The 26,231-nt window shown below is 70.2% G+C and carries 22 protein-coding genes; 15 read left to right on the plus strand and 7 right to left on the minus strand.

The window, feature by feature from the left end; translation table 11 throughout:
* Positions 1-25: 25 nt before the first annotated feature.
* The 8 genes from IE325_RS21055 (at position 26) to IE325_RS21090 (ending at position 11,441) form a co-directional block, all read left to right on the plus strand.
* Complete coding sequence (locus IE325_RS21055; protein ID WP_190071511.1) at positions 26-1,420, plus strand: resuscitation-promoting factor; 1,395 nt, start codon at positions 26-28, stop codon at positions 1,418-1,420.
* A 45-nt stretch (positions 1,421-1,465) separates the two neighbouring features.
* Positions 1,466-2,353 (plus strand): 16S rRNA (adenine(1518)-N(6)/adenine(1519)-N(6))-dimethyltransferase RsmA, encoded by an 888-nt coding sequence (rsmA, locus tag IE325_RS21060; protein ID WP_190071512.1) that lies wholly within the window; start codon positions 1,466-1,468, stop codon positions 2,351-2,353.
* Positions 2,354-3,271 carry a 4-(cytidine 5'-diphospho)-2-C-methyl-D-erythritol kinase gene (locus tag IE325_RS21065; protein ID WP_190071513.1) on the plus strand — a complete coding sequence of 306 codons (918 nt, stop codon included), beginning with the start codon at positions 2,354-2,356 and terminating at the stop codon, positions 3,269-3,271. It begins immediately after the preceding gene.
* Between the two features lie 179 nt (positions 3,272-3,450).
* The gene (locus IE325_RS21070) at positions 3,451-4,572 is read left to right on the plus strand and encodes an N-acetylmuramoyl-L-alanine amidase (RefSeq protein ID WP_308437671.1); all 1,122 of its coding nucleotides are present in this window, start codon (positions 3,451-3,453) and stop codon (positions 4,570-4,572) included.
* Positions 4,573-4,699: 127 nt separating this feature from the next.
* Complete coding sequence (locus IE325_RS21075) at positions 4,700-6,508, plus strand: ABC-F family ATP-binding cassette domain-containing protein (protein WP_190071514.1); 1,809 nt, start codon at positions 4,700-4,702, stop codon at positions 6,506-6,508.
* A 235-nt stretch (positions 6,509-6,743) separates the two neighbouring features.
* Positions 6,744-8,498 carry an outer membrane protein assembly factor BamB family protein gene (locus tag IE325_RS21080; protein WP_190071515.1) on the plus strand — a complete coding sequence of 585 codons (1,755 nt, stop codon included), beginning with the start codon at positions 6,744-6,746 and terminating at the stop codon, positions 8,496-8,498.
* Between the two features lie 100 nt (positions 8,499-8,598).
* Complete coding sequence (locus tag IE325_RS21085; protein ID WP_190071516.1) at positions 8,599-10,446, plus strand: outer membrane protein assembly factor BamB family protein; 1,848 nt, start codon at positions 8,599-8,601, stop codon at positions 10,444-10,446.
* A gap of 299 nt (positions 10,447-10,745) precedes the next feature.
* Positions 10,746-11,441, plus strand: coding sequence for a helix-turn-helix transcriptional regulator (locus IE325_RS21090; RefSeq protein WP_190071517.1), 696 nt, complete (start codon positions 10,746-10,748; stop codon positions 11,439-11,441).
* A gap of 104 nt (positions 11,442-11,545) precedes the next feature.
* Here the strand turns inward: IE325_RS21090 and IE325_RS21095 are convergent, their stop codons facing one another.
* Together IE325_RS21095 and IE325_RS21100 are read right to left on the minus strand one after the other, a co-directional pair.
* Positions 11,546-11,896, minus strand: coding sequence for a hypothetical protein (locus IE325_RS21095; RefSeq protein ID WP_190071518.1), 351 nt, complete (start codon positions 11,894-11,896; stop codon positions 11,546-11,548).
* A gap of 20 nt (positions 11,897-11,916) precedes the next feature.
* Positions 11,917-13,635, minus strand: a complete 1,719-nt coding sequence (locus tag IE325_RS21100; protein WP_190071519.1) for a sodium:solute symporter family protein — start codon at positions 13,633-13,635, stop codon at positions 11,917-11,919.
* A gap of 160 nt (positions 13,636-13,795) precedes the next feature.
* Between IE325_RS21100 and galT the strand changes: the two genes are divergently transcribed.
* The 3 genes from galT to galK are packed head-to-tail and all read left to right on the plus strand — an operon-like array spanning position 13,796 to position 17,005.
* Positions 13,796-14,854 (plus strand): galactose-1-phosphate uridylyltransferase, encoded by a 1,059-nt coding sequence (gene galT, locus IE325_RS21105; protein ID WP_190071520.1) that lies wholly within the window; start codon positions 13,796-13,798, stop codon positions 14,852-14,854.
* Entirely contained in the window at positions 14,854-15,810 is a 957-nt protein-coding gene (gene galE / locus IE325_RS21110; protein ID WP_190071521.1) for a UDP-glucose 4-epimerase GalE, read from the plus strand. The genes galT and galE overlap by 1 nt, the downstream gene beginning before the upstream one ends.
* 31 nt (positions 15,811-15,841) lie before the next feature.
* On the plus strand, positions 15,842-17,005 hold the full coding sequence (galK, locus tag IE325_RS21115; RefSeq protein ID WP_190071522.1) for a galactokinase: 1,164 nt from the start codon (positions 15,842-15,844) through the stop codon (positions 17,003-17,005).
* Positions 17,006-17,017: 12 nt separating this feature from the next.
* On the opposite strand, the gene IE325_RS21120 is transcribed toward galK, so the two are convergent.
* Positions 17,018-17,920, minus strand: a complete 903-nt coding sequence (locus IE325_RS21120) for a sulfotransferase family protein (protein WP_190071523.1) — start codon at positions 17,918-17,920, stop codon at positions 17,018-17,020.
* Positions 17,921-17,961: 41 nt separating this feature from the next.
* Positions 17,962-18,423, minus strand: a complete 462-nt coding sequence (locus IE325_RS21125) for a GNAT family N-acetyltransferase (protein WP_190071665.1) — start codon at positions 18,421-18,423, stop codon at positions 17,962-17,964.
* Between the two features lie 275 nt (positions 18,424-18,698).
* Between IE325_RS21125 and IE325_RS21130 the strand changes: the two genes are divergently transcribed.
* Positions 18,699-19,466, plus strand: a complete 768-nt coding sequence (locus tag IE325_RS21130; RefSeq protein WP_190071524.1) for a LuxR C-terminal-related transcriptional regulator — start codon at positions 18,699-18,701, stop codon at positions 19,464-19,466.
* On the opposite strand, the gene tamR is transcribed toward IE325_RS21130, so the two are convergent.
* Entirely contained in the window at positions 19,425-19,922 is a 498-nt protein-coding gene (gene tamR, locus IE325_RS21135) for a MarR family transcriptional regulator TamR (protein ID WP_190071525.1), read from the minus strand. The two genes, IE325_RS21130 and tamR, sit on opposite strands and share 42 nt — an antisense overlap.
* 99 nt (positions 19,923-20,021) lie before the next feature.
* Between tamR and IE325_RS21140 the strand changes: the two genes are divergently transcribed.
* Entirely contained in the window at positions 20,022-20,831 is an 810-nt protein-coding gene (locus IE325_RS21140) for a trans-aconitate 2-methyltransferase (RefSeq protein WP_190071526.1), read from the plus strand.
* Complete coding sequence (locus IE325_RS21145) at positions 20,831-21,217, plus strand: VOC family protein (protein WP_190071527.1); 387 nt, start codon at positions 20,831-20,833, stop codon at positions 21,215-21,217. Before IE325_RS21140 ends, IE325_RS21145 begins: the two co-directional genes overlap by 1 nt.
* 235 nt (positions 21,218-21,452) lie before the next feature.
* Here IE325_RS21145 and IE325_RS21150 read toward each other — a convergent pair whose 3' ends face one another.
* Both IE325_RS21150 and IE325_RS21155 read right to left on the minus strand, forming a co-directional pair.
* The gene (locus IE325_RS21150) at positions 21,453-22,130 is read right to left on the minus strand and encodes a TetR/AcrR family transcriptional regulator (protein ID WP_190071528.1); all 678 of its coding nucleotides are present in this window, start codon (positions 22,128-22,130) and stop codon (positions 21,453-21,455) included.
* Positions 22,127-23,137, minus strand: a complete 1,011-nt coding sequence (locus tag IE325_RS21155; RefSeq protein ID WP_190071529.1) for an acyl-CoA desaturase — start codon at positions 23,135-23,137, stop codon at positions 22,127-22,129. Before IE325_RS21155 ends, IE325_RS21150 begins: the two co-directional genes overlap by 4 nt.
* Before the next feature lie 309 nt (positions 23,138-23,446).
* Between IE325_RS21155 and ppc the strand changes: the two genes are divergently transcribed.
* Complete coding sequence (gene ppc, locus IE325_RS21160) at positions 23,447-26,188, plus strand: phosphoenolpyruvate carboxylase (protein WP_190071530.1); 2,742 nt, start codon at positions 23,447-23,449, stop codon at positions 26,186-26,188.
* Positions 26,189-26,231: the final 43 nt, after the last annotated feature.

A 26,231-nucleotide genomic window follows, 5' to 3' on the forward strand; every position in this document is an offset into this window, starting at 1 on the left:
GGACCCCTCGCTGGAGCGTGTCGTCGTGAGAAACGCGCAGTTCGAGACGTACGGCCCGAGCCAGGCCCAGGAGCCACCGGCTTACGGCGGCTTCGACCCGTACGGCGCTCAGACGCTGGCGTACGGGGTGCCGAGGCCCTATGAGCCGCGTACGGACAGTTACGGAACCGGCACCGCTCATGGGGCGGCTTATGAGGCATATGAGTCCTATGAGGACACGTACCGGCCCGCGTACGAGATCTCCGATACGGCGCACACGCCCGTCGTGCGCCCCAGGAGTGGCCGCCGGGCCGCGCACCGGCGCAGGGCGCGGGCGGCCGAGCGGGGCGACGGGACCATGCGCAAGCTGGTCCCGCAGGCGCTGGTCGTCGCGTTCCTCGCGGGCGGCACCAGCGCCTTCGTCGCCAAGGACAAGGGGATCGAGCTGAACGTCGACGGCAAGCCGCGCAGCCTGCACACCTTCGCCGACGACGTCTCCGAGCTGCTGACCGACGAGGGCGTCGAGGTCGGGGCGCACGACGTGGTCGCACCCCCGCCGGACACCGGTATCGCCAACGGCGACGAGGTCGCCGTACGTTACGGGCGCCCCGTGCGGCTCACCATCGACGGCCAGAAGCGCGAGGTGTGGACCACCGCGCACACCGTGGAGGAGGCGCTCACCCAGCTCGGAGTGCGGGCGCAGGGCGCGTATCTGTCGGCGGCGCGCTCCCGGCGCATCGGGCGCGAGGGGCTCACGCTGGATGTGCGCACCGAGCGGGCCGTGACGGTCATGGCGGACGGCCGCGCCCGCACCATCCGCACCAACGCCGCGAGCGTGAGCGAGGTCGTGGAGCAGGCGGGCGTCACCCTGCGCGGCCAGGACACCACCTCCGTCGCCCTGGACAGCTTCCCGCGCGACGGGCAGACGGTCACCGTGCTGAGGATCACCGGCCACAAGGAGATCCGCGACGAGGCGCTCCCGTTCGCGGTGGAGCGCATCGAGGACCCCTCGGTGTTCAAGGGCACCGAGGTCGTCGAGCGGGCGGGACAGGCCGGGCTGAAGCGGGTCACCTACTCCCTGCGCACGGTCAACGGCGTCAAGCAGAAGCCGCGGCGGATCGGGTCCGAGGTGGTGCGCGAGCCGCAGACCCAGGTGGTGAAGGTGGGCACCAAGCCCCTGCCGACGTCCGTGAGCGGCGCGGGCCAGCTGAACTGGGAGGGCCTGGCGGCGTGCGAGTCCGGGGGACAGGCGGACGCGGTGGACTCCTCGGGGAACTACGGCGGCCTGTACCAGTTCGACACGGACACCTGGCGGAACCTCGGCGGGAAGGGACGCCCGCAGGACGCGCCGGCGGAGGAGCAGACGATGCGCGCGAAGAAGCTGTACGTACGGCAGGGGGCGAGTCCCTGGCCGCACTGCGGGGGGCGCCTGCACAGGTGAGCGCCGGGCGCGGGCCGGGCCGGCGGCGCCCCGTACCCTTGTCGGGTGAGCAGCCCCACCCCCGACGCCCTGCTGGGCCCCGCCGACGTCCGTGAACTGGCGACCGCCCTCGGCGTACGCCCCACCAAACAGCGCGGCCAGAACTTCGTCATCGACGCCAACACGGTCCGCCGTATCGTCCGCACCGCGGAGGTCCGCCCCGACGACGTGGTGGTGGAGGTCGGCCCGGGACTCGGCTCCCTCACACTGGCCCTCCTGGAGGTGGCCGACCGCGTCACCGCCGTCGAGATCGACGACGTACTGGCCGGCGCGCTCCCCGCCACCGTCGCGGCCCGCATGCCGGAGCGCGCCGACCGTTTCGCGCTGGTGCACACCGACGCCATGCACGTCACCGAGCTCCCCGGCCCGCCGCCGACCGCGCTGGTCGCCAACCTCCCCTACAACGTGGCCGTCCCGGTCCTCCTCCACATGCTCGCCACCTTCCCGAGCATCGAACGCACCCTCGTCATGGTGCAGTCGGAGGTCGCCGACCGCCTCGCCGCCGCACCCGGCTCGAAGGTGTACGGCGTGCCGTCCGTGAAGGCCAACTGGTACGCCGAGGTCAAGCGGGCCGGCGCCATCGGCCGCAATGTCTTCTGGCCCGCACCGAACGTCGACAGCGGCCTGGTATCCCTGACCCGCCGCACCGAGCCGATCAGGACCACCGCCGCCAGGCACGAGGTCTTCGCCGTCGTCGACGCCGCCTTCGCCCAGCGCCGCAAGACGCTGCGCGCCGCCCTCGCCGGCTGGGCGGGTTCCGCGGCGGCGGCCGAGGCGGCACTCGTCGCGGCCGGTGTCTCGCCGCAGGCGCGTGGAGAGGCGCTGACGGTGGAGGAGTTCGCACGCATCGCGGAGAACAAGGAAGCCGCCGCCCAGCCCAAGGAGTCCGAGTAAGTGAGCGCGAGCGTCACCGTACGGGTCCCCGCCAAGGTCAACGTCCAGCTCGCGGTCGGTGCCGCCCGCCCCGACGGCTTCCATGACCTGGCCAACGTCTTCCTCGCCGTCGGCCTCTACGACGAGGTCACCGTGACCCCCTCGCCCGACGGGATCCGCGTCACCTGCGACGGCCCCGACGCCGACCAGGTCCCGCTCGACCGCACCAACCTCGCCGCCCGCGCCGCCGAGGCGCTCGCCGCGCGGTACGGCCGTACGCCCGATGTGCACCTCCACATCGCCAAGGACATCCCGGTCGCCGGCGGCATGGCGGGCGGCAGCGCGGACGGCGCGGGTGCGCTGCTGGCGTGCGACGCGCTGTGGGGCACCCAGGCCTCGCGTGAGGAACTCCTCGACATCTGCGCCGAGTTGGGCAGCGACGTGCCGTTCAGCCTGGTCGGCGGCGCGGCCCTCGGCACCGGACGGGGCGAGAAGCTGCGCGTGCTCGATGTCGGCGGGACCTTCCACTGGGTGTTCGCGATGGCCGGGCGCGGGCTGTCGACCCCGGCCGTCTTCCGGGAGTTCGACCGGCTCGGCGAGGGCAGCGACATCCCCGAGCCCGTCGCCTCCCAGTCACTGCTCGACGCGCTCGCCAAGGGCGACCCGGACGCCCTCGCCGCCGCCGTCTCCAACGACCTCCAGCCCGCCGCGCTCTCCCTCTTCCCGGAGCTCGCCGGCACCCTCGACGCCGGTCTCGCCGCGGGCGCCCTCACCGCGCTGGTCTCCGGCTCGGGCCCGACCACGGCGTTCCTCGCCCGCGACCCCGAGTCGGCGGCGAAGGTGGCCGACACCCTGCGCTCCTCCGGCACCTGCCGCACGGTGCGCACGGCGTCGGGACCCGCGCCGGGCGCCACCGTGCTGGACCGGGCCGGAGCGTGACGCCGTACTCGCAAGTACGCGTTCTTCGCTCGATCTCCACACGGATGTACTGCGATCGCAGTACACGCGGGGCGGTTGGGGCGATTAGGGTCGCTTGACGATTCAAGCGTCGGGTCATGGCGTCGGGCCATGAGTCTGCCCGCGCATCGCCACATGCACCTCTGGAAGGGGACACACCCGTGTCCGAATCCCCCACACCCGCCGAGCCGTCCCACCGTAGAAAGCGCTCCCTGTCCCGTCGCGGCATGATCGCCGCCGGCGGTGCCGTGGCCGCCGGAGCCGCGCTCACCCCCGTGGTGTTCGCCACCACCGACTCCGGCGAGAGCGACAACTCCGCGTCCGGCTCCGGCGATTCCGGTACGACGCCGGAGAAGTTCCCCGCCACCCGGACCGAGGCCGCCACCGGCACCGGCGAGGCCACCACCGCCTTCGCCGCCTCCTACGTCGGGGTGCGCTGGTCCGGCGCGAAGGACGGCGCCGCCATCCGGCTCGCGGACGGCGGCTGGCAGAACCTGGCGAGCGGCTGCGCCCACGTCGAGGACGGCGGCACGGCCCTGGTCGCCGCCGACAACTCCAAGGCGTACGAGGTGAAGGCCGCCGCCGGCGTCGACGGCGTGCACTCCCTCGCGATCGACACCACCGACGGCCCCAATCGCACCGTCCAGGTGCCGAGCGAGCCCACACGCGTGCGTGGCGTCGGCTACCTCTCGCGCGCCGCCTGGGGCGCCGACGAGTCCAAGCGGTTCAAGCCGGACGGCTCGGTGAACTCGCCCGAGACCTACTACCCGCTGCAGATCATCACGGTCCACCACACCGCGACCCCGAACAACGACCCCGACCCGGCCGCGACGGTACGCGCGATCTACGAGTACCACGCGATCACCAACGACTGGGGCGACATCGGCTACCACTTCCTCATCGACGAGGCGGGCGCCGTCTACGAGGGCCGCTACTCCGGCGACGACGGCATCCCCGCCTTCAACCCGGACGGCGACCTCGTCACCGGCTTCCACTCCGTGGGCTACAACTCCGGCGCCCTCGGCATCGCCCTCATCGGCAACCTCGACACCCAGGCCCCCACGGACGCCGCCAAGGCCTCCCTGATCCGCCTCATCAAGGTCATAACCCGGTTCAAGGGCCTCGACCCGCAGGCGGAGGTGACGTACACCAACCCGGTCAACGGCACCAAGAAGGACACCCGCACCGTCGGCGGCCACCGCGACTACTTCGAGACCGAGTGCCCCGGCCAGATCATGTACGACCTCCTCGGCGAGGTCCGCGAGGCGGCCGCCCGCCGCTGACACCGGGTCCGCGGGCGCGTCCCGGGGACTACGGGGGGTTCCCGGGCCGGTCCGTGGACGGGCGTGCCGGGCTGTCGGTGGGCGCGACTACCCTGGAGGGTCGATCGTCCCCCTGGGCAGGAGAGAAATGGCCGTCAACCTGGTCAATGTCGAGAACGTCAGCAAGGTGTACGGCACCCGTGCCCTGCTCGACGGTGTCTCGCTCGGCGTCTCCGAGGGCGACCGCATCGGCGTCGTCGGGCGCAACGGCGACGGCAAGACGACGATGATCCGGATGCTGGCCAAGCTGGAGGAGCCCGACACCGGCCGGGTCACCCACTCCGGCGGGCTGCGCCTCGGCGTGCTCACCCAGCACGACTCGCTGGACCCCGAGGCCACCGTCCGGCACGAGGTCATCCGGGACATGGCCGACCACGAGTGGGCGGGCAACGCCAAGATCCGGGACGTACTGACCGGGCTCTTCGGCGGCCTGGACCTGCCCGGCTTCCCGCAGGGCCTCGACACCGTCATCGCCCCGCTCTCCGGCGGCGAGCGGCGCCGTATCGCGCTCGCCAAGCTGCTCATCGAGGAACAGGACATGATCGTCCTCGACGAGCCCACCAACCACCTCGACGTCGAGGGCATCGCCTGGCTCGCCCAGCATCTGCGCGAACGCCGCTCGGCGCTCGTGTGCGTCACCCACGACCGCTGGTTCCTCGACCAGGTCTGCACGCGCATGTGGGACGTACAGAAGGGCGACGTCTACGAATACGAGGGCGGCTACTCCGACTACGTCTTCGCCCGTGCCGAGCGCGAGCGCATCGCCGCCACCGAAGAGGTCAAGCGGCAGAACCTGGTCCGCAAGGAACTGGCCTGGCTGCGCCGCGGCGCCCCCGCGCGTACGTCCAAGCCGCGCTTCCGCGTCGAGGCCGCCAATGAGCTCATCAAGGACGTGCCGGAGCCCCGGGACAGCAGCGAGCTGATGAAGTTCGCGTCGTCCAGGCTCGGCAAGACCGTCTTCGACCTGGAGGACGTGACCATCCAGGCCGGCCCCAAGGTCCTGCTCAAGCATGTGACCTGGCAGCTCGGCCCGGGCGACCGGATCGGCCTCGTCGGCGTCAACGGCGCAGGGAAGACCTCACTGCTGCGCGCCATGGCGGAGGCGGCCTACAGCGAGGGCGAGACGCAGCCGGTGGGTGGCCGGGTCGCCGTCGGCAAGACCGTCAAGCTGGCCTATCTGTCCCAGGAGGTCGCCGAACTCGACCCCGACTGGCGGGTGCTGGAAGCCGTCCAGCGGGTGCGCGAGCGCGTGGACCTGGGCAAGGGCCGCGAGATGACCGCCGGTCAGCTGTGCGAGACGTTCGGCTTCGGCAAGGAGAAGCAGTGGACACCGGTCGGCGACCTGTCGGGCGGTGAGCGCCGCCGCCTCCAACTGCTGCGCCTGCTGATGGACGAGCCCAACGTCCTCTTCCTCGACGAGCCCACCAACGACCTCGACATCGAGACCCTGACCCAGCTGGAGGACGTCCTCGACGGCTGGCCCGGCTCGATGATCGTCATCTCCCACGACCGGTTCTTCGTCGAGCGCACCACCGACCGTGTGTTCGCCCTCCTCGGTGACGCCACCCTGCGGATGCTGCCGCGCGGCATCGACGAGTACCTGGAGCGCCGCCACCGCATGGAGGCCCAGGTCGCCGCCACGGCCTCGACTACGGCCGCCGACAAGGCCGTACCGGAGCGGAGCGCGGCCGATCAGCGCGCCGCCAAGAAGGAGTTGCAGAAGATCGAGCGACAGCTCGACAAGCTCTCCGAGCGGGAGACCAAGCTGCACGCCCAGATCGCCAAGCACGCCACGGACTTCGGGAAGGTCGCCGAACTGGACGCGGAGCTGCGGGACTTGGCGGGACAGCGGGACGAGCTGGAGCTGCGGTGGCTGGAACTGGCCGAGGACGCGTAGCGGTTACCGGGCTCACGGGGGCGCCTCCACCTGCCGTGTGTGGAGGCTGTGAAGGTGGATAACGGCCGTATCACAGGGCGGTGCTCCCTTGGGAACAGGGGCGGATGCGGGACGGTGGGCTGTCGGTGGCGGGTGATAGAAAGGGCCGCCTGAGAACAGTCTGAGAAACGCTGGTGTGGCCAGAACGCGACGACACAGAACGTGGCACCACACCGGTCTCAAGGGGGAACCGCTCATGAGCCAGCCGCCCAACCAGCCGCCGCAGGGTGGTTTCGGCGCACCACAGGATCCGCGGCAGGGCGGTTTCGGTGCTCCGCAGACCCCGCCTCCGCCGCAGGGCGCCCCCCAGACACCCCCGCCGCCACAGGGTCCACCGCAGATGCCGCCGCCCCCGCAGGGCCCGCCTGTCGGCACCCCGCAGCCGGGGTACGGCTACCCGCAGCAGCCGGGTCAGCCCGCTCAGCCGGGCCCGTACCAGTCGGGGCCGTACGGCTATCCGCAGCAGCCCGCGCCGGGCTACGGCTACCCGCCCCAGCCGCAGTATCCGGGCGCGCCCGGCACCCCGCCCGGTGGTTCGGGCAACCCCTTCAAGGGCAAGCCCGCGCTCATCATCGGTGCCGCCGTCGCGGCGCTGCTCGTCATCGGCGGCGGCGTGTACGCGGTGACGGCGGGCGGTGACGACAAGAAGGACGACAAGCCGGTGGCCCAGGAGAGCGACGGGCCCAAGAGCTCCGAGTCGCCGTCCGAATCCAGTGGTGGCGACGACCCGGAGAACCTCAACTCCGGTCGCCAGGCGGGCGAGTCGAAGGTGCTCTGGTACAAGTCGGCACCCGACGCGCCCAAGTCCGGCGCGGACGCCGCCGGCCTGTGGGTCACCGACAAGACCGCGGTGAAGGCGGCGTACAAGCAGCTCTTCGCCTACAACGTCGCCGACGGCGCGGACGCTTGGGACCCGATCTCCTTCCCGGAGAAGATCTGCGCGGTCACCCCGCAGAAGTCGGCCGACGACAAGATCGTCGTCGCGTACATGAACGGCAGCAGCCAGCGCGCCAAGTGCAACCAGATGCAGCAGGTCGACCTCAACACCGGTGAGAAGGGCTGGAAGGGCGATGTCGCCGACGGCGCGCTGTTCGACAGCACGCTCGACGTCGAACTGGCCATCACCGGCAATACGCTGACGGTGGCCCGCTCGCAGTCCGGCACCGGGTACGACATCGCCACCGGCAAGAAACTGTGGGACAAGAAGCGGTTCGGCGACAAGTGCTTCCCCGACTCGTTCGCGGGCGGCGACCGGCTGATCGCCGTCGCGTCCTGTGACGCCTCCGGTTCCAACGAGCACGACGAGATGCAGGAGCTCGACCCGGCGACCGGCAAGGTGAAGTGGACCTTCGCCTACAAGAGCGGCTGGAAGATCGCGCGCGTCTTCTCCCTCGACCCGCTGATCGTCTACAGCAGCGACAAGGACAAGAAGACCGGGAACATCGCCACGTTCGACTCCTCCGGCAAGTTCCGCTCGCAGGTCGGCGTCAAACTCGAGATCGGCGCCGAGTGCGGCTGGGCCATCCTGCAGCGTGACCTCACGGGCTGCTCCGGCGTGGTCGCCGACGAGGACACGCTCTTCATGCCGACCAAGGCGATCGGGAGCGCCAACGAGATCGTCGCCATCGGCCTCGGCGACGGCAAGGAGAAGTGGCGCGTGAAGTCCCCGGCGGACGAGACGATGCTGCCGATCAAGGTCGAGGACGGCAAGCTCATCGCCTACGTCCAGCCCTCGTACGACGCGGGCGGCCAGGTCGTGTCGATCCCGGTCACCGGCAGCAGCCACGAGCCGACGAAGCTGCTCCAGAACCCGGCGAGCGTCGCGAGCATCGAGAACGGCTTCTTCTCCAAGGCGTACGCCTGGGAGGACGGGCGCTTCTATCTCTCCAGCACCCGGCTCAGCGGCAACGACGACGCCAAGGAGAAGATGCTGCTCGCCTACGGCAAGTGAGGCCCCGCGGGCCGGTACGGAAGCGCCGGCCCCTCACCTCGCCGTTCCCGTCGCGTCCGCCGCGCCGCCCGTCGTCCCCCTCCCCTGAGGTACCCACGCCATGACCCAGCCGCCGCCTCCGCCGCCCAACCAGCCCCCGCAGGGCGGGTTCGGCCCACCGCAGGACCAGCCGCCCCAGCAGCAGGGAGGCGGCGGTGCCTACGGTGCACCCCAGACGCCACCCCAGCCCCCGCAGCAGCCGCCCGCCGGACCGTCGCAGCCCGGCTATGGCTACCCCCAGGCACCTCAAGGCCCGCCCCAGGCCACCCCGCCCGGTTACGGCTACCCGGCCGCCCCCGGCCAGCAGTCCGCCGCTCCCTACGGCCAGCCGCCGAACCCGTACACCCAGTCCCAGCCCCACAACCCGTACACCCAGCAGCAGCCCGGCTACGGCTACCCGCAGCAGACCGTGCCGCTGCACGCCCAGCCCGGCCAGACCGCGGGCGGCGGGGGCAGGTCCAGCTCGCAGCTGGCCGTCATCGTGGCGGCGGCCGTCGTGGTGATCGCGCTGATCATCGGGGGTGGCGTCTGGTACGCGAATTCCGCTGACAAGGGCGGCAAGGACGACACCGCCAGCTCCAGCGGCGGCACCGGTGGTGGCGGGGGCGACGACGCGGGAGGCGGTGGCTTCGACGCCCCCGACGGCACGGAGAAGGTGCCCGGGAACCCCGCGTCGCAGGTCCTCTTCCAGGTTCCGGCGCCCGATGTCGACGACGACTCCAGCATCGTCGTGTCCGGCTCGTGGCTGACCGACAAGGCGTACGTCAAGAGCGGCGTCGCGGAGATCGTCGGCTACGACCGCGACAAGGGCAGCAAGCTGTGGTCGGTCAAGCTGCCCGGGCCGGTCTGCCAGGCCACCAAGCACATCACCGAGGACGACGTGACGGCGGTCGCGTTCGAGCCCGCGATGCCGACCAAGGACAAGCCCTCGCACGGCTGCACGCAGGTCGCGGCGATCGACCTCGACGCCGGCAAGAAGCTGTGGACCAAGAGCGCCGAGGGCAAGAACGGCCAGATCCGGTTCGACAACGTCACCCTCAGCGGGGGCACGATCGCGGCGGGCGGCACCAGCGGCGGCGCCGCGTGGGCCATCGACTCCGGCAAGTCGCTGTGGGTGCCGAAGGCCAACGACAGCTGCTACGACCTCGGGTACGCGGGCGGCCCGAAGATGGTCGCGGTCCGCAAGTGCGGCACCTATCAGCAGCCCCAGCTGAACATCCAGACCATCGACCCGGCGACCGGGAAGGTGATCTCCGAGTACCAGATGACCACAGGCGTGGAGTACGCCAGCGTGATCTCCACCGATCCGCTGGTCGTGGCGGCCGAGGTCGGTCAGTCCCAGGACGCCGTCGGCATCACGGACGCCTTCTCGATCGACAACAAGACCGGAAAGCTGCGCATCCGCATCTCCGTGCAGGGCGACAAGTTCGAGGCCCGCTGCTCCGGCGTCACCACCATCGAGACCTGCACCGGCATCGTGGTGGGCAACGACCGGCTCTATGTGCAGACCGCGCAGCACGCGGGCGGTGGCGAGTACGGCCAGACCAACGAGATCGTCGCCTTCGACCTGGCCACCGGCAAGCAGACCGGACAGCGCGCGGACGCGGGCGACCGGTACACGATCACGCCGCTGCGCATGGACGGCGGCAACATCATCGCGTACAAGCGTCCGCCGTACGACAAGGGCGGGCAGATCGTCAGCATCGACGGTGGCACCTTCGAGGAGACGAAGCTGCTGGAGAACCCGGCCACGCGGTCGGTGCGGGACGTGGAGACGCGGATGTCGCCGGAATACTCCGAGCTCATCTATTCGCAGGGGCATCTGTACATGTCCGCCAAGTTCGCCAGCGAGCTGGGGAGTTCCGAGACCCGCAAGGCCCACGTCATCGCGTTCGGCGCGACCGGCTGACGGACCTGAAGGCCTGGGCGTACGGCCCCCTTTCCGAACTGGGAAGGGGGCCGTACGCATACCGCCTCCCGTGCTGCCCCGCGTACTGCCTCAACATCGCCGAATGCACGGAAAGCCAGAAAATCCGCCGTTCCGGGGCACTTATCGCCGGTAGGGGGAGCGCAACGTCGAACAAGCGTGTAGCTTCCGGGGGCATGAAGGGCGGGGGAGCCGGGTGGGGGCTTCTGTCCGCGCGGACCAGTGGGCATCCATAGTGGGGCATTGATGGGGATCCATTGGGGGGACTGGGGGGTTGCTCGATGGGAGTGCGGCTCATGGTGGTCGACGACCACCGATTGCTCGCCGAGGCGCTGGCCTCGGCACTGAAACTGAGGGGGCACCGGGTGCTGGCCGCGGCGGCGCCTGCCGCGGGGGCGGCGGAGCTGGTGATCACGCGGGCACCGGAGGTGTGCCTGCTGGGGACGGGGACACCGGCGGAACCGGGCATCTTCGACCCGGTGGCGAAGATCAAGCGAGAGCGTCCGCAGGTGGCGGTGCTGGTCCTCGGCCCCGTGCCGAGCCCGCGCGGTATAGCGGCGGCGTTCGCGGCGGGTGCGTCGGGCTATGTCCGGCACGACGAGCGCATAGAGGGCGTCGAACGGGCGATCATGAAAGCCCGGGCCGGGGAGGCGGCAGTGGCCCCCCAACTCCTCCAGGGCGCCTTCAGCGAACTCCTCAACCCGGCCGCCCAACCGGACGACGAGGGCCAACGCCTGCTCCAGATGCTCACCCCGCGCGAGGTCGAGGTCCTGGTCCGCGTGGCCGACGGCGAGGACACCCGCCTGATCGCGGCGGGCATGGGCATCGCACCGTCCACCGCCCGTACCCATGTCCAGCGGGTGCTGATGAAGCTGGGGGTCGGTTCGAGGCTGGAGGCGGCTGCGCTGGCGGCGCGTACGGGGTTGTTGGATCGGGCGGGGCCGGTTCAGCAGGCGGAGACGCATGAGGAGCCGTGACGCCTGGTTCAGCCAGCTGTAGGAGGGGCTGCGCGCTCAACGCGGGATGGGACGGGTAGGGGCGGAGGGGCGAGGAAACACACCCGGCCCGCCCCCACCCGGCGTCAGCCCTTCGGCTGCTCCTCCCCCGCCTCCACGACCGGCGGCGGCGGAGCCGTAGGCCTAAGCTTCAGCCACGCCAGGAAGAAGATGCCCAGGAGCAGCATCCCCAGCCCGGTCCAGAGGTTGATGTTGACGCCCTCCGCCTTGTCGATCGCCGCGTCGTCGTCCGTGAGGCCGGCGATCGTGACGATGACGCCGTAGAGGACGAAGAGGCCGCCGATGATGCGGCGGATGTCGAAGAGGCGGGCGGCGGTGGTGGACTTCTCCTGGAGTTCGGTGACCTCCCGCTGGACGTCCTTCTCGGAGTAGCCGGAGTGCTCGGCGGGCGTGGGGTGTTCGGAGTTGTCGCTCATGGTCGGTCAAGCCTCCTGCGTCAGAACGAGAACGAGAACGGGATGTAGCAGGCGGCCGCCAGCACCACCGCGCCCCACCCCAGCAACGCCGGCCTGCGGTACCACGCGTCGTCGCCCTCGGCCGGCGGCTCGGCCATTCCGGGGGAGCGGGTGCCGTAGACCAACCCCTGCAACTCGTCTGCCGGTTTGGGGGAGGTGAAGAGGGATACGGCGACCATGACTACCGCCCCTGCCACGAACCCCGCGATCGCGGAGACGAAGTTGGCGCCCTGGTCGGAGGGGATCGAGATGATGTCCTGCTTGTAGAGGACGAAGTAGTTCAGCATCGCTGCCGTTGTGCCTGCGAGTAGACCCCAGAAGCCGGACTTCATCGATGCCCGCTTCCAGAACATGCCGACGATGAAGACGACGAACATCGGCACGTTGAAGAAGGAGAACAGCGTCTGGAGGTAGCTCATGATGTTCGAGAACGATGACGCGAGGAACGCGGTGCCGATCGACGCCATCACGCCGATCGCCGTGATGAGGCGGCCGAAGCGGACGTAGTAGGAGTCCTCCCGGTCCTTGACCACGTACTTCGCCCAGATGTCCGTCGTGAACACCGTGTTGAAGGACGAGACGTTCGCCGCCATGCCCGCCATGAAGGCGGCGAGGAGGCCGGTCACCGCGATGCCCAGTACGCCGTTGGGCAGCAGGCCCTCCATGAGGTACGGGATGGCGTCGTTGTACTGGTAGCCCGATTTCTCGGTGCCGAAGCCGGGGACCAGGGCCGCGGCCGCCAGGCCCGGGATCATCACCAGGAACACGATGAAGATCTTCGGGAACGCCGCGATCAGCGGGGTGCGCTGGGCCGCCGAGAGGTTCTTCGCGGAGAGCGCGCGCTGGACCTCGGCGAAGTTCGTCGTCCAGTAGCCGAAGGAGAGCACGAAGCCGAGGCCGAGGACGATCGTCAGCCAGTTCGCGCCCAGCGGGTTCGCCTCGCCGATGCCGGTGCCGCCCCAGGCGGTGACGAAGTTGTCGCCGTGGCTCTGGGTCAGTTTGTCGGTGAGACCGTCCCAGCCGCCGACCTTCTTCAGCGCCAGGATCGTGATCGGGATGAGCGCCGCCAGGATCACGAAGAACTGCAGGACCTCGTTGTAGATCGCGGACGACAGGCCGCCGAGGGTGATGTAGGCGAGTACGAAGAAGCCCGCGACGACGATGGCCACCCACTGGGGCCAGCCGAGCAGGGCCTCCACCACGATCGCCAGCGCGTACAGGTTCACACCGGCGATCAGGATGGCCGCGAAGGCGAACAGGACCGAACTGAGCAGGTGTGCCCATCGGTCGAAGCGGAGGAGTAGGAACTCGGGGACCGAGCGGACCTTGCTGCCGTAGTAGAAGGGCATCATCACCAGGCCCAGGAAGACCATGGCCGGGATGGCGCCGATCCAGTACCAGTGGACGGTGTAGGCACCGTACTGCGCGCTGTTCGCGGCCATGCCGAGGATCTCGGTGGCGGCGAGGTTGGCCGAGATGAACGCCAGACCTGTGACCCAGGCGGGCAGGGAGCGCCCGGAGAGGAAGAAGTCGAGGGTGGTCTTCACCGAGCGGCGGGCCGCGAAGCCGATGCCCAGCACCACCACGAAGTAGATGCCGAGGAGCGTGTAGTCGAGCCAGTTCGTGGGGAGCCGGAGCTCGGCTGCCAGGTAGGTGGGGGAGGTGAGAGAGGCGGTGGGGGAAATTGTGGGGGTTTGCATGCGTACTCGCTTCGTCTCGCGAATCGATACAGAGCGGAACCTACGCCCCTGCGTTCAGTAATTGAACACGTCCGATGGTGCTCTTTGTTTGATTGTGATGTTGACCCCCGGTGGTGAGTTGTGTTTCTCTATGTTTAGTTCTGTTTGATGGGAGTCCGGCGTGAAGAAGACCTCGACCCGACTGGCCGACGGTCGTGAGCTCATCTACTACGACCTGCGCGACGACACCGTGCGGGACGCGGTCGATCGCCGCCCCCTGGACCGGACCGTCACGTCGTCCGAGGTCCGGCATGACGTGCTGCTCGGGGACTCCGTCGCCATCGCCTCGCACCGGCAGGGGCGCACCTATCACCCCCCGGCCGACCAGTGCCCGCTCTGCCCCTCCGAGGGCGACCGGCTGAGCGAGATCCCGGACTCGTCGTACGACGCCGTCGTCTTCGAGAACCGGTTTCCCTCCCTCGCCGGCGACTCCGGGCGCTGCGAGGTCGTCTGCTTCACCTCCGACCACAACGCCTCTTTCGCCGACCTGACCGAGGAACAGGCCCGGCTGGTCCTGGACGCCTGGACGGACCGGACCTCCGAGCTGTCCTCCCTGCCCTCCGTCGAGCAGGTGTTCTGCTTCGAGAACCGCGGCGCCGAGATCGGTGTCACCCTCGGCCATCCGCACGGGCAGATCTACGCCTACCCCTTCACCACCCCGCGTACGGCCCTGATGCTGCGGTCGGCCGCCGCGCACAAGGACGCCACCGGCGGGGAGAACCTCTTCGACGCCGTCCTGGAGCGTGAACTCGCCGACGAGCGAGTCGTCCTGGAGAGTGAACACTGGGTGGCCTTCGTGCCGTACGCCGCGCACTGGCCGTACGAGGTCCACCTGTACCCGAGGCGCCGGGTGCCCGATCTGCTCGCGCTCGACGAGGAGGCACGCTCAGAGTTCCCCAAGGTTTATCTGGAACTCTTGAGGCGCTTCGACCGGATCTTCGGTGACGGTGAGCCTCCGACGCCGTACATCGCCGCCTGGCATCAGGCGCCGTTCGGTGCGCTGGAGGACTTCGAGGGCGTCGTGCGGGACGATTTCGCGCTTCACCTTGAGCTTTTCACCATCCGCCGCACTTCCGGCAAGCTGAAGTTCCTCGCGGGTTCCGAATCCGGCATGAGTGTGTTCATCAACGACGTGCCGCCGGAGCGCGCGGCCCAGCGACTGCGAGAGGTAGCGAGTTGATGAAGTACCTGGTGACGGGCGGGGCGGGTTACGTCGGCAGCGTGGTCGCCCAGCATCTGCTGGAGGCGGGCCACGAGGTCGTCGTACTCGACAACCTCTCCACCGGCTTCCGTGAGGGTGTGCCGTCCGGGGCGTCCTTCATCGAGGGCGACATCCGCGACGCCGCCAAGTGGCTGGACTCCTCCTTCGACGCGGTGCTGCACTTCGCCGCGTTCTCGCAGGTCGGCGAGTCGGTCGTGAAGCCCGAGAAGTACTGGGACAACAACGTCGGCGGCACCATGGCCCTGCTCGGCGCCATGCGCGACGCGGGCGTGCGCAAGCTGGTCTTCTCCTCCACGGCCGCCACCTACGGCGAGCCGACCGAGGTGCCGATCGTGGAATCCGCGCCCACCTCGCCGACCAACCCGTACGGCGCCTCCAAGCTCGCCGTCGACCACATGATCACCGGCGAGGCGGCGGCCCACGGCCTGGGTGCCGTGTCGCTCCGGTACTTCAACGTCGCGGGCGCCTACGGCGACTGCGGCGAGCGCCACGACCCCGAGTCGCACCTCATCCCGCTCGTCCTCCAGGTCGCCCAGGGCAGGCGCGACGCGATCTCCGTCTTCGGCGACGACTACCCGACGCCGGACGGCACCTGCGTACGCGACTACATCCATGTCGCCGACCTCGCCGAGGCCCACCTGCTCGCCGTGCAGGCCGCCACCCCGGGCGAGCACCTCATCTGCAACCTCGGCAACGGCGAAGGCTTCTCCGTGCGCCAGGTCATCGAGACCGTCCGCCAGGTCACCGGGCACCCGATCCCCGAGGTCGTGGCCCCGCGCCGGGGCGGCGACCCGGCGGCCCTGGTCGCCTCCGCCGACACCGCCCGCGAGCGGCTCGGCTGGAACCCGTCCCGCGCGGACCTCGCGGGGATCGTCGCGGACGCATGGGAGTTCGCGCAGCGGCGCGGCAACTAGAACGCAGGCAGGGAAAGGTCAGGGTCAGGGGATGAGCGTCGACACGGCAGCCACGGTCGCCGAGCGGTTCAGGGAGCTGTACGGGGCCGAGCCGGAGGGGGTGTGGGCCGCGCCGGGCCGGGTCAACCTGATCGGCGAGCACACCGACTACAACGACGGCTTCGTGATGCCGTTCGCACTGCCGCACACCGCGGTCGCGGCGGTCTCGCGGCGGGATGACGGTGTGCTGCGGCTGCACTCGGAGGACGTCGAGGGCGGCGTGGTCGAGCTGCGGCTCGATGACCTCGCGCCCGAGTCGGACAAGGCCTGGACGGCATACCCGGCGGGCGTCGTCTGGGCCCTCGGCCAGGCCGGGCACGCGCTGACCGGCGCTGACATCCACCTTGCCTCGACGGTCCCGGCGGGCGCGGGCCTGTCGTCGTCGGCGGCACTGGAGGTCGTGGTCGCCCTCGCGCTCAACGAGCTGTACGGGTTCGGACTCAAGGGCTGGCAGCTGGCCCGGCTGTGCCAGCGCGCCGAGAACGTCTACGTCGGCGCCCCGGTCGGGATCATGGACCAGACGGCGTCCGCGTGCTGCGAGGCCGGCCACGCCCTGTTCCTCGACACCCGCGACCTCTCCCAGAAGCAGATCCCCTTCGACCTCGCCGCCGAGGGCATGCGCCTCCTCGTCGTCGACACCCAGGTCAAGCACTCCCACAGCGAGGGCGAGTACGGCAAGCGCCGCGCGGGCTGCGAGCGGGGTGCGGCTCTGCTCGGCGTCGACGCGCTGCGCGACATCCCCTACGGCGAGTTGGACACGGCGCTCGCAAGGCTCGGCGACGACGAGGAAGCGGTCCGCCTGGTCCGCCACGTCGTCACCGAGGACGAGCGGGTCGAGAAGACGGTGGCCCTGCTGGAGGCGGGCGAGCCCCGCGCCATCGGCCCGGTCCTGGTGGCCGGCCACGCCTCCCTGCGCGACGACTTCCGCATCTCCTGCCCCGAGCTGGACCTGGTCGTGGACACCGCCCTGGCGACCGGCGCCCTGGGCGCCCGTATGACGGGCGGCGGCTTCGGCGGCTCGGCGATCGTGCTGGCCGAGGCGGCCGACGTCGAGACCATCACCAAGGCCGTCGAGCAGGCCTTCGACACCGCGGGCTTCACGGCACCGCGGGTGTTCGAGGCGGTGCCTGCGGCGGGGGCGCGACGGGTGAGCTGACCAGGCGCCCTCCTAGACGTATCCCCACTCCCGGCACATCGGCCGCAGCACCTCCGCGATCTCGTCCCGCGTCGGTGCCGGCCGGTCCGGCTGGACGCGGCCCGAGCGGATCTTGTCGTTCCAGTCCCCGAAGCCACCGCCCAGGACGGCGCCCTCCAGGCTGCCGCCGTAGTCGAGCATGCCGGGTTCGAAGTCGAGGTCCAGGAAACGGCAGATGGCCCGGAGTTCGGTGGCGGGGTCGGTGGTGAGGTCCTCGTAGCGCAGGATGTGGCCGCCGACCTCGGCATGGGCCTCCTCCATGGCCTCCATGTACTTCAGGACCCGCTCGGCCGCGTCCTCGCGGGTGCGGTCGGGGACGGCTTCGTGCCAGGAGCGGGCGACCGCGGCCGGGTGCCGGCGCAGGAAGACGAAGCGGGCGTCGGGCCAGGCCTCGGCGATGCGGCGCCAGGCGAAGGCGTTGCCCGGGGTCTTCTCCACGATGAACGACTTGCCGGACTTCACCAGTTCCCGGTGCAGGGTCCGGTCCCACAGCAGCGCTTCGAGCTCCTCGTACCCGAGGCCGAGCGCCCGCATCGACTTCTCGGTGGGGCTGTGGGTCTTGAAGTACACCTCCAGGCCGGTCAGATGCAGCTCGTGCGCTGCGTGCAGCCGGGAGTGAGCGCCCAGCATCATGCGCAGCAGGGTCGAGCCGGAGCGGACGGAGGTGAGGATGAACACGGGCTGTTCGAGCAGCCGGTCCACGGCCGGGTCCACGTGGCTCATGGGTACGGCCGCCGGGCGCTCGGGGCGTGGACCTCGCGGCTTCGGTATGGCGTTGAGACTGCCCGGCGCCGGCTCCCGGACCGGCGGCACCTTGCGCACTTGGTACCCGGTCGTCGCGCCGATCTTCGAGTTCAGCTTCCGCAGCATGCTCATGGGGCGGAGGGTAGGGGACGTGTCTGAGACAGCACTGAGACTCAGCTCGCCGCCAGCTGTTTGGTCAACGTGTACTCCGTGATGCCCGGCGGATAGTCCGGGATCACGCAGACCACCTCGTATCCCTGCTTCTTGTAGAAGTCCGGCGCCTGGAAGTCCCAGGTCTCCAGGCGCACGGAGGTGCAACCGCGCTCGGCGTGGGCCACGCGCTCCGCGTGGGCGAGCAGTCGTGAACCGAGGCCGGAGCCGCGATGGCGCTCGTCCACCCAGAGGTAGGTGACATGGAGCCAGGTGGTCCAGGTGTGGCCGACGAGACCGCCGGCCAGTGCGCCGGAGTCGTCCAACGCCCATACCTGGAGCGGGAGTTCGCGTTCACCTGGGGTTCCGCGCAGGGCGCGCAGGACCGGGGAGGCCGCCGTGTTGGTGGCCAGCAGCCGTCGGCGGAGCAGATCCTGGCGCGATTTGTCGACTTCTGTCTCCAGACGAAACATGCGGCTCACCATAAACGCGTCGGCCAACCAGTTCTGCAAATTACCTTCCGCTCCTGCCCCCCGGCCGTACCCTGATGAACAGCACCGGTGGGGGCCGGTGCTGATCAGGGGGCGAGACACGCGGGTTCGACGCCCGATGTGGGGGGTAGCAGTTCCTGCACGGCGGCGGCCGTGCGCGCATCCTTCGCGTTTCGGGCGTCGTCCCCGTGACGGTCTTCGTCTCCCGGTGTCGTCCTCACGACGATGGGGTATCCCCTGCTCTTCGAGAGCCTGGGGAAGGGGGTTTCGTGGTTCGCATCCGAGTGCTGGTCGTCGACGACCATCGAATCTTCGCCGAGTCGCTCGCCGCCGCCCTGGCCGCCGAGCCCGATGTCGACGTCTCCGCCGCCGGCAGCGGTCCGGCAGCTCTGCGCAGCCTGGAGCGCGCGGCCGCCGAGGGGCGGCGGTTCGATGTCCTGCTCGTCGACGCCGATCTGGGCGGCAGTGTGCCGGGGGTCCGGCCGGCCGTGCCCGTGCAGGAGGTGGGCGAGGACGGGCTCGTGGACGGTATCTCGCTGGTCGTCGGGGTCCGCTCGGCGCAGCCCGCCGTACGGATCGTGGTCCTGGCCGAGAAGGACGATCCGCGCCGGGCCGCGCTCGCCCTGCAGGCGGGGGCGTCGGGCTGGGTGGCCAAGGACTGCTCGCTGTCCCGGCTGCTCACGGTCATCCGGGGGGTCCTGCGTGACGAGACGCATCTGCCGCCCGCCCTGCTCACGGGCGTGCTGCGGGAGCTGACGGCGGCCCGTAAGCACCGCACCGAGAGCGAGCGGCTGGTGGAGTCGCTGACGCCGCGCGAGCGGGAGGTCCTACGCTGCATGGTGGCGGGACTGGGGCGCAAGGCGGTCGCCGAGCGCCTGTTCCTCTCCCCGCACACCGTCCGCACCCATATGCAGAACGTCCTCGGCAAACTGGGCGTCCACTCCACCCTCGCCGCCGTCGCCCTCGCGCGCCGGGCCGGGGTCGGGCCCGTCGACCTAGCCGGGGATGTTGTCGAACGGGGCGGTCAGCTGGCGTAGCAGTCCCGCCAGTTCACCGCGCTGGGCACGCGACAGCTCGGCGAGGATCGCGCGCTCCTGGTCCAGCAGACCGGCGAGCGCCTGGTCCGCGCGGTCGCGGCCCTCGTCGGTCAGCCGTACCAGCACACCGCGTCGGTCGCTGGGGTCGGGGAGGCGCTCCACCAGGCCCTTCTTGGCCAGACGGTCGATGCGGTTGGTCATCGTGCCGGAGGTGACCAGGGTCTGCGTCAGCAACTGTCCCGGGGAGAGCTGATACGGCGTTCCCGCGCGCCTGAGCGCGGTCAGCACATCGAACTCCCAGGGCTCCAGGGCGTGCTCGGAGAAGGCCAGCCGACGTGCGCGATCCAGATGCCGGGCCAGTCTGCTGACCCGGCTGAGCACTTCGAGCGGTTCCACGTCGAGGTCCGGGCGCTCCCGGCGCCATGCTGCGACCAGCCGATCGACCTCGTCCTCCATGGCGATCAGTGTAGTGGTTGTGTCGACGTGAAGTCTCTTGACGTCAAGATATCGAGGAGGGCAGGCTGGAGAGCGAGCGAGAGACAGGAGATCTCCAGCATGTCCGCTGCCACCACCCCCACCTGGGATCCCGCCCAGTACCTGCGCCATGCCGGCCACCGCGCCCGCCCCTTCATCGACCTCCTCGCCCGCGTCCCCGACCTCCCCGGCGACCGGCCCCGCATCGCCGACCTCGGCTGCGGACCCGGCAATGTCACCGTCCTGCTCGCCGAGCGCTGGCCCACCGCGCACATCACCGGCCACGACAACTCCACCGAGATGCTCGACAAGGCCCACGTCGAGCACGAGGGGCCGACGGCGGGCGGCGGCCGCATCGACTTCGCCCACGCCGACGTACGGACATGGACGCCACGGGAGCCGTACGACCTGATCGTCAGCAATGCCACGCTCCAGTGGGTGCCGGGGCACGCCGACCGTTTCGCGGACTGGGTCGCGGCCCTCCGGCCCGGCGGCACCTTCGCCTTCCAGGTCCCCGGCAATTTCGACGCCCCCAGCCACCGCCTGATGCGCGACCTGGCCCCCCGCCACGGCCTCGCCGACACCCTCCGCCACGACGACGCCGTACTCGCCCCACAGGCCTACCTCGCCCGGCTGGCCGACCTGGGCTGCGCCGCGGACGTCTGGGAGACGACGTACGTCCACCTCCTGACCGGCGAGGACCCGGTGCTGGACTGGGTGAAGGGCACGGGGCTACGTCCGGTCCTGACCGCCCTCGCCGACGACCCCGAGCGGCGGGAGGCATTCCTGGACGAGTACCGGTCGGCCCTGCGCGAGGCATATCCGGCCGGGGCGCACGGCACGCCCTTCCCGTTCCGCCGGATCTTCGCGGTGGCCGCCAAGGAGGCGTGATGCTGACAGCCGTCGATCATGTGCAGCTGGCGGCACCGGCCGGTTCGGAGGACCGACTGCGGACGTACTACGTGGACACCCTCGGCATGACGGAGATCCCCAAGCCACCGGCACTGGCCGCGCGCGGGGGCTGCTGGTTCCGGTCGGGCGGCGTACAGCTGCACCTCGGCATCGAGGCGGACTTCTGCCCGGCGAAGAAGGCGCATCCAGGGCTGCGGGTCACCGGGATCGAGCGGTACGGCGCCCGGCTGGCAGCCCACGGGGCGCACGTGGAGTGGGACGAGGACCTGCCGGGACACCGGCGGTTCTACTCGTACGACCCCGTGGGCAACCGGCTGGAGTTCCTGGAGCCGGTGGAACTCAGGACGTGCGGCCCAGGTGAGTGACGAGGATGTGGATCACTGCTTCGTCGATGACGTACAGGACGCGGTGTTTCGGCGAGTGCGTCTTCGAGATCCTCCATCACCCGCGGCGATACGAGGAGAGCGGCGGCTTCTCCTCCGTCAGTGAGGGCGATGGCCTCGCGGTTGTGGGCGACGTACCGAACGAGATCCCCAAGCTGGGAACCGGCCTCGCTGACCGTGATTTCCATCATGCAGCGCTGCTTTCGTGGCCCTCGGTTCAGCTCTTCCGTCGCCCTATCAGGTGCGGCTTCGCCTCCAGCCCGTCCAGCCCGTGCCACGCCAGATTCACCAGATGGGCCGCCACCTCCGCCTTCTTCGGGCGGCGGACGTCCAGCCACCACTGGCCGGTCAGGGCGACCATGCCGACCAGGGCCTGGGCGTACAGGGGGGCCAGCTTGGGGTCGAAGCCGCGGCTCTTGAACTCGCGGCCCAGGATGTCCTCCACCTGGGTGGCGATGTCCGAGATGAGGGAGGCGAAGGAACCCGTCGACTGGGGGATGGGGGAGTCGCGGACCAGGATGCGGAAGCCGTCCGTGTACTCCTCGATGTAGTCGAGGAGGGCGAAGGCCGCCTGCTCGCAGAGTTCCCGGGGGTGGCCGGCCGTGAGGGAGCCGGTCACCATGTCCAGCAGGCGGCGCATCTCGCGGTCCACGACCACCGCGTACAGCCCCTCCTTGCCACCGAAGTGCTCGTACACCACCGGCTTCGAGACGCCCGCCTTCGCGGCGATCTCCTCCACCGACGTGCCCTCGAAGCCCTTCGCGGCGAACAGGGTGCGACCGATCTCCAGCAGCTGCTGGCGGCGCTCCGCACCGGTCATCCGGGTACGGCGGGCCCGCCGCTGCTTCTCATTGCCGGGGGTGCTGCTGGAGTCGGTCGCCACGGCGTCAATCATGCCGCCTTTACGGGTTCCTTCCGGCGCCGGGAGCCGCCTTCCCCGGTGTTCCGGCGCGAATCGATACGCGAGCGTGACGGCCAGCGCACGTCGTACGCCCAGCCGAGCTGCTCGCACCAGCGGATGATCCGCGCCGAGGAATCGATCTGCCCGCGCTCCACACCGTGCCGCGCCGACGTCGGGTCGGCGTGGTGCAGGTTGTGCCAGGACTCGCCGCAGGACAGGATCGCCAGCCACCACACGTTGCCGGACATGTCACGCGACTTGAAGGGGCGCTTGCCCACCGCGTGGCAGATCGAGTTGATCGACCAGGTGACGTGGTGCAGCAGGGCCACCCGCACGAGAGAGCCCCAGAAGAAGCCCGTGAACGCACCCCACCAGGACATCGTCACCAGACCGCCGATCAGCGCCGGCAGGGCCAGGGACAGCACCGTCCACCAGATGAACTGACGCGAGATCGTACGGATCGCCCGGTCCTTGATCAGATCCGGCGCGTACTTCTCCTGCGAGGTCCGCTCCTCGTCGAACATCCAGCCGATGTGCGCCCACCACAGGCCCTTCATCAGCGCCGGAACGGTCTCCCCGTAACGCCACGGCGAGTGCGGGTCACCCTCCGCGTCGGAGAACTTGTGATGCTTGCGGTGGTCGGCGACCCACCGCACCAGCGGGCCCTCCACCGCCATCGAACCGGCGATCGCGAGCGCGATGCGCAGCGGCCGCTTCGCCTTGAAGGAACCGTGGGTGAAGTACCGGTGGTAGCCGATCGTGACGCCGTGGCAGGCGAAGAAGTAGAAGAACACCAGCAGACCGAGGTCCACCCAGCTCACGCCCCAGCCCCAGGCCAGCGGCACCGCGGCGGCCAGCGCGAGGAACGGGACGACGATGAACAGAAGGAGCGCGAACTGCTCGAGCGACCCCTTCTTCTCGCCGCCGAGCGTGGCTGAGGGAACTGGGGTGTCGTCGTTCGCCTTCGGGGCGTCTTCGATCACATCGGAGCTCGTGGTCATGGGGCGTCCCCTGTGGGGTCGAGGGTTTTGGCAGGTGCCGGGGTCGCGGGAACCATTCCCGGGTTTCGTTACATCGTTCCCTACGGTTCCGTAACCTACGGCGTCGTAAGTATGGCAGTGCGTCGCCCGGCGGCAAGAGCCCGAGAGACTGCGCGTCCGCGTCGACACCTATCCTTGAAGCCGGTCGGACAGCGCGGTCCGCTCTGATTTCTTCCCGGATGTCAGGAGCCGTATGCGGTACCCGCCGCGCGCGGCACCTGCGCCGGGTTCCCTCCCGGACGAGCTTCAACACTGCAAGGAGCCGCACCTGTGAGCAGTGCCGACGACCAGACCGTTTCCCAAGAGACCACCAGTACCGAGTTGCGCGCCGACATCCGCCGACTGGGTGATCTCCTGGGCGAGACCCTCGTCCGCCAGGAGGGCCCCGAGCTGCTCGAACTCGTCGAGAAGGTCCGCCGCCTCACCCGAGAGGACGGCGAGGCCGCCGCCGAGCTGCTGCGCGGCACGGAACTGGACACCGCCGCCAAGCTGGTCCGCGCCTTCTCCACCTACTTCCACCTGGCCAACGTCACCGAACAGGTCCACCGGGGCCGCGAGCTGCGCGCCCGGCGCGCCGCCGAGGGCGGACTCCTCGCCCGTACGGCCGACCGGCTGAAGGACGCCGACCCCGAGCACCTGCGCCAGACGGTGGAGCACCTCAACGTCCGCCCCGTCTTCACGGCCCACCCCACCGAGGCCGCCCGCCGCAGCGTCCTCAACAAGCTCCGGCGCATCGCCGCGCTCCTGGAGACCCCCGTCCTCGAAGGCGACCGCCGCCGGCACGACACCCGACTGGCCGAGAACATCGACCTCGTCTGGCAGACCGACGAGCTGCGCGTCGTACGCCCGGAGCCCGCCGACGAGGCCCGCAACGCCATCTACTACCTCGACGAACTCCACGCCGGCGCCGTCGGCGACGTCCTGGAGGACCTCACCGCCGAGCTGGAGCGCGTCGGCCACAAGCTCCCCGACGCCACCCGCCCCCTCACCTTCGGCACCTGGATCGGCGGCGACCGCGACGGCAACCCCAACGTCACCCCCCAGGTGACCTGGGACGTTCTCATCCTTCAGCATGAGCACGGCATCAACGACGCCCTGGAGCTGATCGACGAGCTGCGCGGCTTCCTGTCGAACTCCATCCGCTACACCGGCGCCACCCAGGAGCTCCTCGACTCCCTCCAGGCCGACCTCGGCGCCCTCCCCGAGATCAGCCCCCGCTACAAGCGCCTCAACGCCGAGGAGCCCTACCGGCTCAAGGCCACCTGCATCCGGCAGAAGCTGGAGAACACCAAGCAGCGCCTCGCCAAGGGCATCCCGCACGAGGCCGGCCGCGACTATCTCGGCACCGGCGAGCTGCTGCACGACCTCACCCTGATCCAGACCTCCCTCAGGGAACACCGCGGCGGCCTCTTCGCCGAAGGCCGTATGAACCGTACGATCCGCACCCTCGCGGCGTTCGGCCTCCAGCTCGCCACCATGGACGTACGCGAACACGCCGACGCCCACCACCACGCCCTCGGCCAGCTCTTCGACCGCCTCGGCGAGGAATCCTGGCGCTACGCCGACATGCCCCGCGAGTACCGCGCCAAGCTGCTTGCGAAGGAACTCAGGTCGCGGCGCCCCCTCGCGCCCACCCCGGCACCCGTGGACGCGGCCGGTGAGAAGACCCTCGGCGTCTTCCAGACCGTCAAGCGGGCCCTGGAGGTCTTCGGGCCCGAGGTCATCGAGTCGTACATCATCTCCATGTGCCAGGGCGCCGACGACGTCTTCGCCGCGACCGTGCTGGCCCGCGAGGCCGGCCTCATCGACCTGCACGCCGGGTGGGCGAGGATCGGCATCGTGCCGCTCCTGGAGACGACGGACGAGCTCAAGGCCGCCGACACGATCCTGGAGGACATGCTCTCCGACCCGTCGTACCGCAGGCTCGTGGCGCTGCGCGGGGACGTCCAGGAGGTCATGCTCGGCTACTCCGACTCCTCGAAGTTCGGCGGCATCACCACCTCCCAGTGGGAGATCCACCGCGCCCAGCGCCGCCTGCGTGACGTGGCGCATCGGTACGGGGTGCGGCTGCGGCTGTTCCACGGCCGGGGCGGCACCGTCGGCCGCGGCGGCGGCCCCTCGCACGACGCGATCCTCGCCCAGCCCTGGGGCACCCTCGAAGGCGAGATCAAGGTCACCGAGCAGGGCGAGGTCATCTCCGACAAGTACCTCGTGCCGTCCCTCGCCAGGGAGAACCTGGAGCTGACCGTCGCGGCGACGCTGCAGGCCTCCGCGCTGCACACCGCCCCGCGCCAGTCGGTCGAGGCGCTCGCCCGCTGGGACGCGGCGATGGACGTGGTCTCCGACGCCGCCCACGCCGCCTACCGCGAGCTCGTCGAAGACCCCGACCTGCCGACGTACTTCCTCGCCTCCACGCCGGTCGACCAGCTCGCCGACCTGCACCTGGGCTCGCGGCCCTCCCGCCGCCCCGGCTCGGGTGTCTCGCTCGACGGACTGCGCGCCATCCCGTGGGTGTTCGGCTGGACCCAGTCCCGCCAGATCGTGCCCGGCTGGTTCGGCGTCGGCTCCGGCCTCAAGGCGCTGCGCGAAGCCGGCCTGGACACTGTGCTCGACGAGATGCACGAACAGTGGCACTTCTTCCGCAACTTCATCTCCAACGTCGAGATGACGCTCGCCAAGACCGACCTGCGGATCGCCACGCACTACGTCGACACCCTCGTGCCGGACGAGCTCAAGCATGTCTTCGACACCATCAAGGCCGAGCACGAGTTGACCGTGCGCGAGGTGCTGCGGGTGACCGGGGAGGACGAACTGCTCGACGCACAGCCGGTGCTGAAGCAGACCTTCGGCATCCGCGACGCCTACCTGGACCCGATCTCCTACCTCCAGGTGACGCTCCTCAAGCGCCAGCGCGACGCCGCCGCATCTGGCGCCGAGCCCGACCCGCTGCTGGCCCGCGCGCTGCTCCTCACCGTGAACGGCGTGGCGGCCGGCCTGCGCAACACCGGTTGATCTGCGAAAAAGGGTGCCCCCGTGCTTCGTACGAGCACGGGGG

Origin of the sequence: Streptomyces lanatus (assembly GCF_014655715.1) — a bacterium.
In the GTDB taxonomy this organism is placed as follows: domain Bacteria; phylum Actinomycetota; class Actinomycetes; order Streptomycetales; family Streptomycetaceae; genus Streptomyces; species Streptomyces lanatus.